At 54.8% G+C, this 16,060-nt stretch carries 14 protein-coding genes; 5 read left to right on the top strand and 9 right to left on the bottom strand.

Annotated elements, in window-relative coordinates:
• The first annotated feature begins 413 nt into the window (after nucleotides 1-413).
• Entirely contained in the window at nucleotides 414-1,778 is a 1,365-nt protein-coding gene (locus tag IOB61_RS05525; protein ID WP_290813399.1) for a cytochrome P450, read from the top strand.
• 482 nt (nucleotides 1,779-2,260) lie between these two features.
• Here IOB61_RS05525 and IOB61_RS05520 read toward each other — a convergent pair whose 3' ends face one another.
• From IOB61_RS05520 to IOB61_RS05490, 7 genes are all read right to left on the bottom strand, one after another.
• On the bottom strand, nucleotides 2,261-2,575 hold the full coding sequence (locus IOB61_RS05520; RefSeq protein WP_290813397.1) for a hypothetical protein: 315 nt from the start codon (nucleotides 2,573-2,575) through the stop codon (nucleotides 2,261-2,263).
• A 167-nt stretch (nucleotides 2,576-2,742) separates the two neighbouring features.
• The gene (locus tag IOB61_RS05515; protein ID WP_290813395.1) at nucleotides 2,743-3,492 is read right to left on the bottom strand and encodes an RHS repeat-associated core domain-containing protein; all 750 of its coding nucleotides are present in this window, start codon (nucleotides 3,490-3,492) and stop codon (nucleotides 2,743-2,745) included.
• A 29-nt stretch (nucleotides 3,493-3,521) separates the two neighbouring features.
• Nucleotides 3,522-3,998, bottom strand: coding sequence for a hypothetical protein (locus IOB61_RS05510; protein ID WP_290813393.1), 477 nt, complete (start codon nucleotides 3,996-3,998; stop codon nucleotides 3,522-3,524).
• On the bottom strand, nucleotides 3,979-4,653 hold the full coding sequence (locus tag IOB61_RS05505) for an RHS repeat-associated core domain-containing protein (protein ID WP_290813391.1): 675 nt from the start codon (nucleotides 4,651-4,653) through the stop codon (nucleotides 3,979-3,981). The genes IOB61_RS05510 and IOB61_RS05505 overlap by 20 nt, the downstream gene beginning before the upstream one ends.
• 161 nt (nucleotides 4,654-4,814) lie before the next feature.
• Nucleotides 4,815-5,315, bottom strand: coding sequence for a hypothetical protein (locus IOB61_RS05500; protein ID WP_290813390.1), 501 nt, complete (start codon nucleotides 5,313-5,315; stop codon nucleotides 4,815-4,817).
• The gene (locus IOB61_RS05495) at nucleotides 5,302-6,318 is read right to left on the bottom strand and encodes an RHS repeat-associated core domain-containing protein (RefSeq protein WP_290813389.1); all 1,017 of its coding nucleotides are present in this window, start codon (nucleotides 6,316-6,318) and stop codon (nucleotides 5,302-5,304) included. The genes IOB61_RS05500 and IOB61_RS05495 overlap by 14 nt, the downstream gene beginning before the upstream one ends.
• A 49-nt stretch (nucleotides 6,319-6,367) precedes the next feature.
• A complete protein-coding gene (locus IOB61_RS05490) occupies nucleotides 6,368-6,898 on the bottom strand; it encodes a hypothetical protein (RefSeq protein ID WP_290813388.1) in 531 nt (176 codons plus the stop codon).
• A gap of 327 nt (nucleotides 6,899-7,225) precedes the next feature.
• On the opposite strand from IOB61_RS05490, the gene IOB61_RS05485 reads away from it, so the two are divergent.
• From IOB61_RS05485 to IOB61_RS05470, 4 genes are all read left to right on the top strand, one after another.
• Nucleotides 7,226-8,509, top strand: coding sequence for an AGE family epimerase/isomerase (locus tag IOB61_RS05485; protein ID WP_290813387.1), 1,284 nt, complete (start codon nucleotides 7,226-7,228; stop codon nucleotides 8,507-8,509).
• A 50-nt stretch (nucleotides 8,510-8,559) separates the two neighbouring features.
• Nucleotides 8,560-10,527 (top strand): sodium:solute symporter family protein, encoded by a 1,968-nt coding sequence (locus IOB61_RS05480; protein WP_290813386.1) that lies wholly within the window; start codon nucleotides 8,560-8,562, stop codon nucleotides 10,525-10,527.
• A 2-nt stretch (nucleotides 10,528-10,529) separates the two neighbouring features.
• Nucleotides 10,530-12,995 carry a glycoside hydrolase family 3 N-terminal domain-containing protein gene (locus tag IOB61_RS05475; protein ID WP_290813385.1) on the top strand — a complete coding sequence of 822 codons (2,466 nt, stop codon included), beginning with the start codon at nucleotides 10,530-10,532 and terminating at the stop codon, nucleotides 12,993-12,995.
• Between the two features lie 75 nt (nucleotides 12,996-13,070).
• Entirely contained in the window at nucleotides 13,071-14,135 is a 1,065-nt protein-coding gene (locus IOB61_RS05470) for a LacI family DNA-binding transcriptional regulator (RefSeq protein ID WP_290813384.1), read from the top strand.
• A 9-nt stretch (nucleotides 14,136-14,144) separates the two neighbouring features.
• Here the strand turns inward: IOB61_RS05470 and IOB61_RS05465 are convergent, their stop codons facing one another.
• Nucleotides 14,145-15,680, bottom strand: a complete 1,536-nt coding sequence (locus IOB61_RS05465; protein ID WP_290813383.1) for a tryptophan halogenase family protein — start codon at nucleotides 15,678-15,680, stop codon at nucleotides 14,145-14,147.
• 135 nt (nucleotides 15,681-15,815) lie between these two features.
• On the bottom strand, nucleotides 15,816-16,060 hold a 245-nt coding region (locus IOB61_RS05460; RefSeq protein WP_290813382.1), incomplete at its 5' end, for a TonB-dependent receptor.

Below are 16,060 nucleotides of genomic sequence, written 5' to 3'. Positions count from 1 at the left end.
TTGTTTACGGGCGATTTGACGGGTCAAGTCCGCTTCGCGCCGCTCCGCGGCAGATTTCCGGAGGAAATCTGGACTTGACGCGACAAATCGCCCGATCACGCTTGAGCAAGCGGTTGGGTGACCAGAATGGGCACCAAAACGCGTCCAGAAAAAATCCATCTACACCCACGTCATCCCCGCCGGAACGAAGTGGAGAGCGGGGACCCCATGGGACTTTGCGGCACAAGGTCTGGGACTCGGCTGCGCCGTCCAGCATGGCACCGCCACAAAAAGGGAACCCAGCAGCACCGGTGGAAGGCTCTGTGATGCCGTGCGCTGGCCTATGGGCTTGTCGGGTTGGACGAAGAGGACATATAGCCATATGGAATAGCCCGGCATCAGACCGTCGCACCATGTTAAGGGAACACCAAGCCATGCAGCTGATCAGTGACAATGTTCTTATCGATACTGGACAGGTGGACCCCATTCATGCGGCAACCTATCCGTTGATCAGCGGCTTTAAGCTGGGCGATCCAGCCTCTTGGACCAGTGGCCACCCATGGGCTTTCTATCGGCAGCTCCGTAATGACGCCCCGGTGCATTGGAGCCCGGGCTATCGCGGTATTTCAGGATTCTGGTCGGTCACGCGCTATGAGGATATCAAAACGGTTGAGCTGAACCCGCAGGTGTTTTCTTCCCAGCGCGGGAGCATCAATTTAGGCATTCAGGCACGGGAAAAATGGAAGCCCAAGAAGCTGATCCCGGCAGCGCTAAACTCCTTGATCAATATGGATGCGCCCATGCATATGGAAGCGCGCATCCAACAAAAGGACTTCTTCATTCCAGCCTATGTCGCGAAAATCCGCGACAAGGTTAGCACCCATATTGATGGGCTGTTGGACGAGATGGAGCGCAAGGGCGCCGAAGTTGATTTCGTGAAAATGTTTGCCGAACAAGTCCCACTTTTCACCTTGTGTGAAATGCTGGGCGTTGATCCGGCCGACCGGCCACGGATCGTCAAATGGATGCATTATCTGGAAATGGCCTCGCAATATCTGGCCAATCCGTGGCAGACCATCCTGAAGGAGCCCCTCTTCCCGTTCCGCTTCTTCAAGATGGTCGATGCGATGTTCGCCTATGGCGAGGAGGTTATGGCCGACCGGCGCGCACGGCCCCGCGAAGATTTGTTGACCGCCATTGCCCGCTCTCGCCTTGGTGGCGAGGAATTGCCGCAAGAGCATCTCGACGGGGCTTGGCTTCTGATCATCTTTGCCGGCAATGACACCAGCCGCAATTCGCTGACCGGTACGATTCAACTCCTGCATGAGTTCCGTGACCAGCGACAGATGGTGCTGGATGATCCAAAGCTGATCCCGCGCATGGCCGAAGAAGCGCTGCGTCTGGTCTCCCCTGTCAAACATATGCGCCGCACGGCGCTGGAAGAGACCGAGCTCAATGGTCAACGCATCGCCAAGGATGAAAAAGTGGTGATGTGGTATGGTGCGGCCAATCGCGATCCCGAGGTCTTCCCCGACCCCGATCGGTTTGACATGATGCGCGATAATTATGACAAGCACCTGGCTTTCGGCCATGGCGTGCACAAGTGCCTTGGCTCGCGCATTGCGCAGATGCAGTTACGCCTGTCGTTTGAGAAAATCTTCGAGCGCTTCCCCCATATCGCGCCCGTCGGTCCTGTGGTTTATGCGCCCAACGCGCTCGTCAATGCGATGTCGAGCCTCAAAGTCAATCTCTATGGCGTGGGCGGTCAACGGCCTAAACTTGTGTCGACTAGTCGGTAGGCTGATGGACGCGGCATGCCGCCGCGGGGCACGATGCACTTCGCGCCGTAGGGTGCGTTCCAGCCATGGAATGTACCATGGTCAAGCAATCTGCGAGATCGTCAAGGCTGGGCAGCAACCAGATCTCTTAGAACGGCTTTATGCCGCCCGTTGCTTGACGCTCCATCTTGTGCGCCCAAAGTCGAACCAAGCCTTTGCTTGGGCAGAGCCTGCGGCAAAGGCGTTCTGAGTGGAAATAATCAAACCCAAGGCCGCAGCGAGCGAAATTGGTGCATTCCTGTCGGAATGCACCCTACAGCGCGGAGCGCATTGCTGAGCAGCCGCTCCTCAATGTTGGCGATAATTGTCATTGGCTTTCCTTCATTGCAGCACGTGTCGGCGATGAGAAGCAGGCCTTTGGCGCCGGTGGCGAGGGTGAAGATCGATGCATTTACTTTACACAGAAAGTAGAATTTAGTTATGTGTATTAGGGCCTTACACCCTCAAAGACATTTAAGCTTGTATTGACGCTCCCCATCACTGTACTTATGAATTGGGTTATCCTTCCAACGTCCCCAAACTTCCAGATTAAGTCTCATTGCTTCACAAACTGCTTTAGATTTTTCGAGTCTTGAAAGACCAATGTTCTGCACCGCGACGGCATCAGGGTCATTTTCTTGGATCGCGAGGCTCCGGGCATAGATCGAAGCAGTCACCTCATCGCCGTTTGCATTGAAAGTGGTTTGCAATCGCCAAGCGAAGTCAATTTCCCCATTCTGAAACCGATCAACAGCTATCGGCAGTTCGGTGTCGCTCAAAAGTGACCCCATATTGCTTTGCAGGGAGTTACTAGGCGCTACCTCTTGTGACTTCTTTTCCGTGCACGCAAAGAGCAAAATGGTACATGATATAAGGATCAGAGAAAGCTCCCGACCAACACCTCTGAAATACTGCGAAGCTGGGCGTTTTGAACACCGTTCGGTCATCAAGGTTGTACCTTCCAGTCTGGTTTATTCGGCGATTGGGAAGGAGCATAATCAGGATTTGCCCAAACTCCTAAAAATCCGAAATTATTTAGTCTAACGCCCCGAATGTTCGGCAATCTATTGCTTCCAGCGCCATGAGGCGTCCACACGCCGGTGCCATATGCACCTACTGACCTGACATGACGGGGGAAAACCACGCCGTCACTACCATATGCCACAAAATCAGAAGTTGCATACACTACACTTCCGGTTCTAGCCGCTAACATGCGGGCGAACTGGCCCCCATCTTGGTCCATATTGCAGCTGGCGAGCACAATCACCTGGCCCTGTTTAAGGCCCGCTTCTCGAAGCATTTTAACAAAGGCTTCAAGATGAGCAACGCGATAGCCGATTGGCCTAGATCCATTGCGATAGTCCACTATTCGCCCTCGAGAGCCATGGCCGGCCACATAAAAATGACCACCACGGGCAGCAACGAGCTTGTTTGCAGTTCCTGCGGCAGCGTCATTAGGATTGAAGAGGTTAATCCCTTCCAACCCGAATGGATCCACATACCGCAGCGGATTCCCACCCGCATAAGCATAAGGATTATCATCGCCCGCCAGCCCAATGGGGTCGGCTTGGATGTAGCGCCCGGTGTTGACGTCATAATCGCGGTAGCGGTTGTAATAGTGCTGTGCGCCCGCGAGCTGCTGGGAGTTGGCGAACTGGCCGGGGAAGCCCAGCACTGCGTGAGCGGGATAGGGCACGACTGTACATGCCACTACGCGGGAGCAAGCTACAGCACATCCAAAGAGTTTTCAGGTGCACAAAGCACGAGGTCTGTTAAAAGGGTGTCAAAGCTTTTCGCAGCCCGAATGGATCCGATAAACTTCTGATGTGCATTTGAATTATCAAAATCAAAGTTGTCCGCTGATAATGGAGAGTCCATGCAGCCAACCAGCATGCTCTTCGCTTCGTCCAGTGAATAGTCCAATTGGGCAGAAAGCTTAACTTGAATCCGCCACGTACTGGTTAGGTAACTTAACGCTCTGCGGCCGAGAGATGTGCCGACGGGACCAAGAATGTCCACAGCCTCAAACTTGAAAAAACGTCCGTCTCGCTCGACGATAAGGGCATTTCTGTAATTGGTGGAAATCTTGCGCGGCGAGCCTTGTGCCCGCGTGAAAGCCAAAGTGCTCAAGGGATACGCTTCCTTCTTGTCTAGAAGAAGCAGAATGACGGTGTGGACATGATCACTTGCAAGAACAGCCATTTTTTCCTCCTGAACCCATAAGCATCCCACCAGAGATTAATGCTCCACCTCCCACTATTTCACCGGCCCATGTTGGCGCGCCGAACCAAGCCAAGCTTGGATGCCTCGAAAGCCAGTTGTTAAATCCTGAGGAAATTGGATTAATGTTCCAAGGCTGATTCTTCAGGTAGTCAGGCACGTATTTTCCTATCCCTTGATTGCGCTCAAAGAGCCAGTGATGCCTATGTTGACCAATTCTCAGGGTATGGATCCCATTTTTGTTCATCCATTTACGAGAAGCATCCCAGGTGAAACTTCCGGCTGTCTTGAATCGGAAAGCGCCTTTGCCTACCGCGTTTAGAATACCTCCGCCCAGTAAGTTTGATCCCACGCTGAACCAATTTACACACTTAATTCTCCCTTGATTCTTATAAAGCTGCCACGCAAGATCACCCCCAGCGAAGACCAAACCCAAACCGACCTCCCCGGTCGGATCCATATACCGCAGTGGATTTCCTCTCGCATAAGCATAAGGATTATCATCCCCAGCGAGCCCAATCGGGTCGGCTTGGATATAGCGTCCGGTGTTGACATCATAATCGCGGTAGCGGTTGTAATAGTGCTGTGCACCCGCAAGCTGCTGGGAGTTGGCCAACTGGCCGGGAAAGCCCAGCACTGCGTGGGCGGGATAAGGTATAACGGTGCCAGTAGCATTGGTCGTCAGGATCGGCGCGCCGTGATGGTGGGTGTGGAGCCAGTTGAGTGTGCCAGCTTGGCCGACAGCCGTGGCCAGTGGGCCTCCATGGTCATAGGCTCAAGAAAGCGATAGCCTTTAAATCAGACGTCATCATCACGACCGTGTTCGAGCCTATCAATAGCTCGCGTAATGGATTGAGAGGTTTTCCCGCGCTTGACCTCACCAAAGGTGATACTTTTGCCTTCATAAAGCTTGAGCGGCTTTGGCAATTCCACGGAAAAGAGCCTACCGTCCACAAACATTATATTCGAACGCTGCTTCTTGCCGTCCACTGAAATTTCAATCTGAAAAAGGCTATCGTTGTGATATTCTTCAGGCTGGAGTGACGTTTTTTCATCGAAAAGATAGTAGAAAATAGGGTTAACTCTGCCGCCATTCCACTTTGCTTGAAAAAATGGTTGTGCGAGCTGCATCTTTAACAGTGCAGATTCATAGTCATTTCGACTCGCAATAAAGTGCTCGATGATCGCTTTTGTTGTGTTTGAGAGACGCCAATCCCCTTCTCCACATAAGTAGCCAATCAAATCGCCGGGAAATTTGAGGGCTCTCTTCAAGAGTAGTTTAGTCTTACTGACAGCCACAACCGGGCCCTCCGCTGAATCGGCTTCCAGCAAGTCCCGATGCCGTAGAGGCCTTCATCCAATCTGGGATGCGATCAAGTAGCCGCAACGGTAATCTGTATCGATTGCCCATTCCGGTCCAACCTATTGGCCAGCGACTTGGATCATGCTTAAAGTGCCGCTCAGGAGTTACCCAGCTTCCGTTAAAACCGCCCCGCCGATTCATGAACTTACTAAACCCACCTTTTGTCCATGGGTCGAATATAGCGCCGGCTTTCTTTACAGATGCTTTCGGAATGGCGTGAGACCATTCAAGTCCGATATCACGCGTTCGCGCTTTAGGGCCATGTCGCAAGAGCGCTAACTTACCAAAGCCGCCCCCGATTCCACCCCATGCAGCAGCAAGGACAAGGTCTTTGGCGGTGGCACAAGGATTTGTGAAATATTCAGTTGCGAGACCAACGCCTGCACCGATTACGAATTGCGCGTATTCCCCCGTCGGATCCACATAGCGCAGCGGATTGCCACCCGCATAAGCATAAGGATTATCATCCCCGGCGAGCCCAATGGGGTCGGCTTGGATGTAGCGCCCGGTGTTGACGTCATAATCGCGGTAGCGGTTGTAATAGTGCTGTGCGCCCGCCAGTTGCTGGGAATTGGCGAACTGGCCGGGGAAGCCCAGCACCGCGTGGGCGGGATAGGGCACGACAGTGCCAGCCGCATTGGTGGTCAGGATCGGCGCGCCGTGATGGTGGGTGTGGAGCCAGTTGAGCGCCCCTGTTTGGCCGACAGCCGTGGCCAGCGGCATATAGCCACCCAAGCCATCATCGCCACCAATTGGCCCTGTCGCCCCCACTTCAGGCATCAGCCAGATATATTCAGCCTTGATGTCAGCGGTGCCTGTAGCCCCATATTCACCCACGATGCGCTGATCGAGGTCATAGAGATAAACACGAGTATCTGCCGCCCCGATGGCAGGCGTGGTGACCACCTGTATCCGCTCATCCATGCCGTTATAGAGCATGGTCTGGCTGGCCCCGCCATTGCGGTAGCGCGTCAGACGGGCATGGCCGTCATAGACACTTCTTGACGTATTGTTCCTTAGCCTGGCTGTAATTAAAATGGGCGTCAGATTTCCACTTACTCCAGACTTCCAAGTTTAACTGCATTGCTTCGCAGACAGAAGGACTTTTTGGAAGTGCATTCAATCTTTTGACCTGATCCGCAAGCATTTGAGGGTCATTTTCTTGAACAGACAAGCTCCTTGCATAGGTAGAGGCCGCAACCTCATTTCCCATTTCCTGAAAGGTTGACATCAACGGATAGGCCAACTCAATTTCACCCGCTTCAAAGCGCTTTACATGTTCCACCAACTCAGATTTCGGAATTATCGCGCTATCTGAGCTATTAACCGTGTTTGCATAATCAATTGTACCATTATCGATGTTTGAGCGCTCTGATGATTGGCCACATCCAGCTGCTGGAGCGAGTATGATTAGGCCTACAGCCATGATCCTTTGACTTTTGATCATCGTGATCTTCTCCTTATCGTTGGCGGCGAATTGCAGACCAATATCTTCAGCTCCGCAATTGGCTCGATACATCAATGCTTCTTTATTGGACTGCTTTTTGTACAATCGGTTTCAAATCCAGCAATGCGTCGCTTCGCTTGCCCCGCTCGACAATTCTTATTGCTCAAACTCGACTGGAGCCTTTGCCTGGGCAGAGCCTGCGGCAAAGGCGTTCTGTGTGGGAACAATCAAACCCAAGACTGCCGCGAACAAAAATGGTGCATTCCTTACGGAACGCACCCTACGAGCCACGCTGCGGGACGCCTGCTAACCCGTATTGACAGCGCTGACAATTTGGCAAACTATGGTCGCACAACATGTACAAAGCCCGATGAATGGCCGTGACCTGGGAGGGTTAAGTTGACAGATTTGGATGCACTTGCCCCTCCCCTGACGGGGTCGCTTGACCGTGAAGCGCGGGCAGCGCTGGCGGCCTTGGAAGGTGAAGCGCGAATAGAGCTTGACCGGATTTGTGACTGGTGGGCCACCCACGCCCCTGCCCCCACGGGTGGGTTTTGGGGTGAGATTAGCGAAGATGGCATCGCCTATCCCGAGGCCCCCCGCGCCATCATCTTAAATGCGCGCCTCTTGTGGTTCTTCTCTGCCGCATATGAGGCCACGGGTCATGAGGCGTGCGGAAGACTGGCCGATCAAGCCTATAAAGTTCTCATCGACCACTTCTTGGATCCAGATACCAATACGTTGGTTTGGATGGTGTCTGCCGATCATGCGGTGCTGAACGCGCGCAAACAAACCTATGCCCAAGCCTTTGGCATCTATGCGTTGGCCGCTTATGCGCGGGCGAGACACGATCTTGCCGCGCTCGAACGGGCTTTGGACATTTTCGATCAAGTCCAAGCCCATTTCTTGGACCCCGTTCATGGCGGTTGGATTGAAGCTTTAGGCCCCGATCTTGAGCCGATTGAAGATGTACGCTTGAGCGCGCGCGATCAGAATTCGCCCAAATCCATGAACACCCATCTGCATGTCTTAGAAGCCTTTAGCGGCCTTCATGACGCGCTGCAGCAGCTTGACCCGCACCATGTGAAGGGTACTGCGGTGCGCGCTGCCTTGGATATGGCCTTTGAGATTTTTAATCGGCACGTCGTCTCGCCAAGCAGAGATACCTTGGGCCTGTTCTTTGAGTTGGACTGGACGCGCCAATCGGCGGTGCGCTCCTATGGGCATGATATTGAGGCCAGTTGGCTTTTGTATGAGGCGGGGCTTAGCCTCGCCACACCTGCCCGTTTGGCTGAAGCCAAAGAAACCTGCCTTGGCCTTGCGGCAGGCGCGCTTACGGGCTTGAGTGAATTTGGTGGGCTTTATGAAGAGCTGGGCCCAGACGGTCATGTGTCTCGCCTGCATGTGTGGTGGATCCAAGCAGAAGCTTTGGTCGGCTTCCTCAATGCCTTCACCCTCACTCACAACCCCCTTTTCCTAAAGAGCGCCCGAGGCGTTTGGGACTTTATCAAAGACCATCAAATCGACACCCAAGGCGGGGAATGGCGTGAGCTTGCCCGCCTAGATGACCAAAGCGGCAAATCGGGCCTGATGGCTGGGCCGTGGAAATGCCCCTATCACACCGGTCGCGCTATGATCGAAACGATCCGGCTTTGCCAAAGCTTGCGGGCGACCTGGTCATGAAATCCGCAACAGCGCGCCCACTCCCTTCTCTTGCCTAAGGCCTGATCCCGATGAAGCTGCCCCCCCTCGATCTCGCCATTGTCTTTGCCTATGTGGCCCTGACGATTTTCATCGGCTTCTGGATCTCCAAACAGGCTAGTACAGGGCTGCGCAGCTATTTTCTGGGCGGCAATCGCTTGCCTTGGTATGCTCTGGGCCTGTCGAACGCATCGGGCATGTTTGATGTGGCCGGCACGATGTGGCTTGTGTCCATCCTATTTGTTTATGGCCTCAAAAGCATCTGGCTCCCTTGGCTTTGGCCCGTCTTCAACCAAGTCTTTTTGATGGTGTTTCTGTCGATCTGGTTGCGACGTTCTGGCGTGATGACGGGGGCGGAATGGATCACCTTCCGCTTTGGGGATGACCGCTCCGCGCGGCTTAGCCACCTGATCATTGTTCTCTTCGCATTGATCTTGGTACTCGCCTATATGGCCTATGGCTTCTTAGGGATTGGCAAGCTCGCCGCGCAATTCATTCCGTTTAATTTAAGCGAGTTGTTGCATCTGCATGTCTTCTTGCCAGATGCTTTGAAGGCAGCCTCCTTAAGTGCGGAACAAATGGCCGAACGAGCCCGCCTTTTGGCCGACTTTAATGACCGGGCTTATGGGGTGATTATCATCCTTCTGACCGCGCTTTATGTAATCAAGGGCGGCATGTATTCGGTCGTCTTCACCGAAGTGATGCAGTTTGCCGTCATGACCATAACCTGCTTGGCCATTGCCTGGGTCGCCATGGCCCATACGGATGCGGCAAGCATTGCCGCTGCCATCCCCGATGGCTGGACCAATCCCTTCTTTGACTGGAAGCTGGATCTGGATTGGTCGCAACTTCTGCCCTCGGCGAATGAGAAGATCGCATCTGAAGGCTATTCGCTCTTCACCATTTTCTTCATGCTCGTGTTGTTCAAGGGCATTTTGAACTCGCTCGCAGGGCCTGCGCCCAATTATGATATGCAACGCGTTTTATCCGCGCGCTCGCCAACCGATGCCGCGAAGATGAGTGGCTTTGTCAGCCTCGTGTTGAACCCGCCCCGCTATTTGATGATTGCAGGCCTTACGGTGCTCGCCTTGGTTCACTTCCAGGATGAGTTGCGCGCCATGGGTAAGAGCGCCGATTATGAGGCCATTCTGCCCTTCACCTTGGCAGAATTCCTGCCGACGGGTTTATTGGGTCTGACTTTGGCGGGCCTGCTGGCGGCCTTTATGTCGAGCTTTGCAGCACCCTTGAATGCGGCCCCCGCTTACATCGTCAATGATGTTTACCGCAAATATATCAATCCCGAGGCGTCAGAAAAAACGCTGATCAATCTAAGCTATGCGGTCTCAATCATTTTTGTGATTATCGGCACGGCCTTTGGCCTCTTGCTGCACAGTATCGACAGCGCCTTGAACTGGATCACCGCCGGCCTTTATGGCGGCTATACCGCTGCCAATGTCGTGAAATGGTATTGGTGGCGAATGAATGGCTGGGGCTATTTTGGCGGCATGGCAGCGGGTATTTTGTTCGCGCTCATTCTGGCGATCCCGCAGCTTAATCTCAACCCACTTCAATCCTTCCCTTTCTTCTTTGCCATTTGTCTGGCTGTTGTGATTGGCACCTCCTTGATGACACCAGCGACCGACATGGCCGTGCTGGAGAAGTTTTATGTGAAGACGCGGCCCTGGGGTTTCTGGGGGCCCGTGCAGCAATCACTTGTCGCCAAAGGGGAAGGCGTCGAACCGAATAAGGAGTTTAAGCTCGATGCCTTCAATGTGGTGGTGGGCATCATCTGGCAGACCAGTCTGGTTGCCGCACCCATCTTCTTTGTGATCCGCAATTGGACCTCCTTCGGGATTGCGATGGCCATTGCTGCTGCCACGACTTGGCTCTTGAAAGTCTATTGGTGGGACCGTTTGAAGGATTATCCATCCGACTATCGGCCTGAGGCCGACGAGGCCCAAGACCCCGCCACCCCTGCCCCCGCTTCTTCGGTTCGCTAAATATGCCTTATGTGACTTCCCCGGCTTGGGTTGACCCCCCGTTAGATCCCTCATCCAATTATGGTGAGCGGCCGCTAAACCTTGCCGCTTGGCCCAAACCCAGACAGAAGCTGTTATCGGACCCCGCGATCGAAGCCCAGATTGCGCAGCAAATGGCGGGCATGAGCCTTGCCGAAAAAGTGGCGCAAATCATCCAAGCCGATATTGCCGCCATCAGCCCCGAAGAAGCCAAGGCCTTGAAGATTGGGGCCATCCTCAATGGCGGCAATTCAGCCCCGCACGGGCGCTTTGATGCCTCGGCGCAAGAATGGCTCAACTTGGTCGACTCTTTTTATGAGGACGACGATCCAAACGCGATACCAATCCTATTTGGCACCGATGCAGTCCATGGCCATTCCAATATCGCAGGGGCAACAATCTTCCCGCACAATATCAATCTGGGGGCAGCCCGCGACAGCAGTCTCGCCCACGCCATTGGTGTTGCGACCGCCAAGGAAATTGCGGTCACGGGCATGGATTGGACATTTTCGCCCACGGTCGCCGTCGCCAAGGACTTGCGCTGGGGCCGCACCTATGAGGCTTTTTCGTGTGACCCCGACCTTGTGTCCCGCCTCGGGGCCGCGATGATCCTTGGCCTGCAAGGCGAGCCCGGCACCGACGGATTTTTAGGCATGGATAAGGTTGGCTGCGCCGCCAAGCATTTTCTCGGTGACGGGGCCACACAGGATGGGCGCGACCAAGGTGAAACCAAGTGCTCAGAATCTGAGCTGATCAGCCACCACGCCGCCCCCTATATTGCGGCCATTGAAGCGGGTGCGACGGCCATTATGGCGTCCTTCTCCTCCTGGGGTGGGCAAGGCATGCATGGCCGCCACGACATGTTGACCAAGCTGTTGAAGCAACATTGGGGGTTTGATGGCCTGGTTGCAGGCGATTGGAATGGGCATGGCCAATTGCCCGGCGCGACACCGGGCTTTGCCCCCCAAGCCCTAATCGCGGGCCTTGATATGTATATGGCACCCGATTCCTGGAAGGCGCTTTTGGCCTCAACGAGTGAGCTGGTGACCTCAGACCCAAGCTTGCATGCAAGGTTGGATGATGCCGTTTTGCGCATGTTGCGCTTTAAGGCCCGCTTGGGTTTAAAGAAAAAGGGTCGGCCTGCGGCACGCCCCCTTGCCGGACAATTTGCCCTGCTCAGCTGCTCAGAACATCTTGAGCTTGCCCGCCGCGCCGTGCGCCAATCAGCTGTGCTTTTAAAGCATGAAGACCAGATTCTGCCGCTTGCCGGAAACCAGCATATTTTGGTCTGTGGCCGTGGAGCCGACGCATTAGACCTTTCCTGTGGCGGCTGGACCTTATCTTGGCAGGGCGGCGGTGATTTTCATGGCCTATTCCCGGGCAGCCAAACCCTCTTGGAAGGGGTGCAAGCAAGGGTCAAGTCTGCAGGCGGGCGGATCAGCTTTGATCCTGCAGGCCAGTGGCACGAAAAGCCCGATGTTGCCATTGTTGTTCTGGGCGAGGAACCTTATGCGGAGTTTCGAGGCGATTGCGATACCCTCGCCTATCGACCCGGCGATCCATCCGACTATGCGCTGATTGATCGGCTGGCCGCTGCAGACATTCCGGTTGTGACGGTGCTCTATTCCGGCCGCCCACTGTGGATGAACCCAGCTTTAAATCGGAGCAAGGCCTTTATCGCCGCCTTTCTACCTGGCACCCAAGCCGGGGCCTTGGCCGATCTGCTTGTCGCCAGTCCAACGGATGCCCGAGCCGACTTTCAAGGTCGTCTGCCCTTCCCATGGCCCGCCCATAGCGATCACTTCGACCTGTGCGCGCCAAGCCCAAGCCGCCCCCCGCTGTTCCCCTTAGGCTTTGGGCTAAGTCTGGCGGATCGGGTCGCGTGGCAGACAATGCATGAACATTCCACAGCCAGAAAGCATGATCCCCTCACCCTCTTTGATCGGGGTGTGCCACAGGGCGACTGGACGGCAGAACTTAGCGACTTTTCGGGCTCCAACGCTTTAAAGAAAACCGGGCTCCTTGGGGGGGCGACTTCGCTAGCGCGGCAGGTGGCCATACGCCCGGCAGATTATGGTCAGCAAGAAAACGCTTGGGCCATCCAGTGGGGCGGCGCAGGAAGCCTGAGCTTCGCGGGCCCACCCCTCAATCTATCTCGGGAAGTCAATGCCGATTATGCCCTCTATTTGACCGCCATCGCCAAAAATCTTGCAGGCTTGGGGGTTTCCCTCTTACCTGCCGACGCATCTGGCCTAACTGACGCCAAGCGCATCATCGCACTTTCCAGCGTGGCGCAGCATGACCAGTCATTTGTCATTCCCTTGAAACGATTTGCCGAGCTGGGGATTGAGATGAGCCACGTTCACCGCTTGGTGGTGCTTGGTCAAGAAATGTCAGACCTGATGTTGGTGAAAGCCTATTTTGCCCCCATGGTGGCCGGTAGTGCATAAATCGACAGCGCTTCTGATTGCAGTCGGGTCACGACAAGGCTTACACTAGGGCGAAGATAAGTCGAAGAAAGCCAGATGACTCAAAGGCGCGCCCCCACCATTTATGAAGTTGCCGCCCATGCCGGGGTGTCAATCAAGACAGTGTCGCGCGTCTTGAACCTCGAACCCAATGTTCGGCCCAAAGTGCAAGAGCGGGTTAAGCGCGCCGTGTCCGAACTGGGCTATCGGCCAAAGACGTCTGCGCGGGGTCTTGCTGGCGGGCGGTCATTTACGCTGGTGACCTTTTTGGATGAAGCCCTTACGCTCGACCATTGGAAGATTGATCGCTCAAACCCTTATGTGGAGCGATTACAATTTGGTGGCATGATGGCCTGCCGGGAAGCAGGCTATCACTTGCTGTTTGAGCTTTTGAATGCAGAAGCTGAAAATGCTGAGGCCATTTTGTCCTCAACCCTTTCGGCCTTGAATCCAGACGGCGTAATCCTGACACCGCCGATTTCCGACAACCAAAAGATTTTGGAAATTCTCGTTCGCATGGGCACACCATTTGCGCGGCTGAGTGCAACCGAAACCGATGTTGCTTGCTTGTCGATCACCATGGACGAGCGCGCAGGGGCCAATGAAGCTACTTTGCATCTGATTGGCCTTGGCCACAAACGGATTGGCTTTATCGCCGGCACACCGGGTCTTGCCTCCAGTCGTGCGCGCCAAGATGGCTACACCGATGCGATGCGCGCAAGCGGTTTGGCCCTCGACCCCGCGACCATGTTGCAAAGCGATTATACCTATGAAGGTGGCAAAGCCAGTGGCCGGGCCTTGTTATCTTTGCCCAACCCGCCGACCGCCATTTTTGCCGCCAATGATGAAATGGCCTTGGGCGTTATCCATGTTGCGTCTGAGCTGGGGGTAGAGGTACCGCGCGACTTATCTGTTGTGGGCTTTGACGACTTCCCGGCCTCCCGCTACAGCCAGCCAACTTTGACGACGGTCCGCCAACCCGTCGGCGATATGGCGGCGGAAGCCTCAAAACGATTGATTGCCCATGCAGCAGATAAGACAAGCCAAGAGTTAAACGCCGCCTTGGCCATCAACCATGCCTTTGTGGTGCGCAATTCCACATCAAGCCCAAAAGCCTCCTAGCCAATCAGGCTAAGCTGGCATCATGCCGGCTTGTCGCAGAAAATCCTCATGCCGTGGCAACTGCCGTGTGACATCGGCCAAGGCGCGATGGGCATCGGCTAAAAATTGCCGCCCTGCAGCCCCCTCATGAACTTCCACCAAAGGATTATAGCCGGTGGGCTCTATGCCCTGGCCCATAAAGACGGCAACCCAACTGGTTTCGGTAAACAGATCAAAGGCACGCGGGGGCACGCGGCCGCCATGCTGGAACAAAGCCAAACGCTCCTCCAACGTCTCGGGCAGAGCCATATTCCGGCAATAATCCCACAAAGGCTCGCCCATGCGTTGATTGGCCATATAGTGCAGGACCAAGAAGTCGCGAATAGACTCATACTCCTCTCGTCCCAGCCGATTATAGGTCGCAGCATCTGCGTCGTGGTGATGCTGGCTTGGGAAGAAGTCCAGTAATTTGGTGATACCGGTTTGAATGAGATGGATCGAGGTGGATTCCAAGGGCTCTAAAAAGCCCGACGCCAAACCAATCGCCACCACATTCTTGTTCCACAGCTTCTTGCGTCGGCCGGTCACAAATCGCAGAGGCTTGGCTTCAGCCAAAGCTGGCGCATCGAGGTTTGCCATCAAGCTTTCGTGGGCTGCCTCATCGGACATGAACTGGCTGGAATAGACATAGCCATTGCCGGTGCGATGCTGCAGCGGAATGCGCCATTGCCATCCGCCCAGCCGCGCGGTGGAACGTGTATAGGGAATTGCGGGACCTTGCTTCGCCGTAGGCACCGCCAGCGCACGGTCAGCCGGGAGGAAAGCGCTCCAATCCTCATAGCCAGTCTTCAAAGTCTGTTCGATCAAAAGGCCACGAAAGCCCGTGCAATCGACGAAGAAATCACCTTCTACCACTTCACCGCTTTCAAGAAGCACCGCTTCGATCGCGCCCGTCTCACCAGACTGGCGGACAGATTGCACCTTCTGATCCAATCGCCGCACCCCGCGTGCTTGCGCAAACTTGCTGAGATAAGCGGCATAAAGCCCGGCATCAAAGTGAAAGGCCGAGGTTAAGGTCGCTTGGATAGAAGCAGGGTCACGGCCTTGTGGCGCAAACCGACCCTCGCGGGCGGCCAAGCTGCAGAGCGAAAACTCACTAAGATCAGGAACCGCCCCCCCTGCCCGCGCCCGGAGCCATTGGTGGAAGAAATTGGGCTGGTTCAAGCTGGGGCCATAAACCCCAAAGGGATGGAAATAGGTGTGGCCGGGCTTTACCCAATCACAAAACTCAATCCCTAACTTATAAGTGCCTTTGGTCTCGCGGACGAATTCGGCTTCATCAAGGCCCAAGATCGCGTTGAAATTGCGGATCGGCGGAATGGTGGCTTCACCCACACCAACCGTGCCAATGTCGGAACTTTCGATCAAGGTGATCTTGACCTTATGGCCAACAAAGCGCGCCAAGGCCGCTGCAGTCATCCAGCCGGCCGTACCGCCGCCGACAATCACAATAGACTTTGGCAGAAGGCCCTTTGCTTCCATTTCCCACCCAATTCCGTTGACCATCCAAACTTGAAACCAAAGTAGGCGATGGCACAAGAGCAAAAGGGGCAGCGTTTGCGGTACGCCGCCCCTTTTTATGATCTAAGCCTCAACACCTGACGGGGACGGGTGTCGAGCCTTTAGACCAATGTGGAAACCCTAATTGCCGAACTTCAGACGGCCACCGAGGGAAATCCGCCGTACGCCGGAGAGGTAACGGAAGGGCAGGTTTTCAAATTGGAGATATTCGGTTGCATCTTCTGCCAGAAGATTGCTGCCCTCCAACGTGACTTGGAACCGGTCATTAATGTCATACGACAATTGACCGTCGAGTTGACCATAAGCGGATTGGTAGCGACCGAGATTATAGCGGTCGAAACCGAAATTGCCGACAAAGACCGTGT

Source organism: Aquidulcibacter sp. (assembly GCF_020253525.1).
In the GTDB taxonomy this organism is placed as follows: domain Bacteria; phylum Pseudomonadota; class Alphaproteobacteria; order Caulobacterales; family Aquidulcibacteraceae; genus Aquidulcibacter.
The sequence above is the reverse complement of the archived record's forward strand: the minus strand, read 5'-3'. Positions and strand labels throughout refer to the sequence as shown.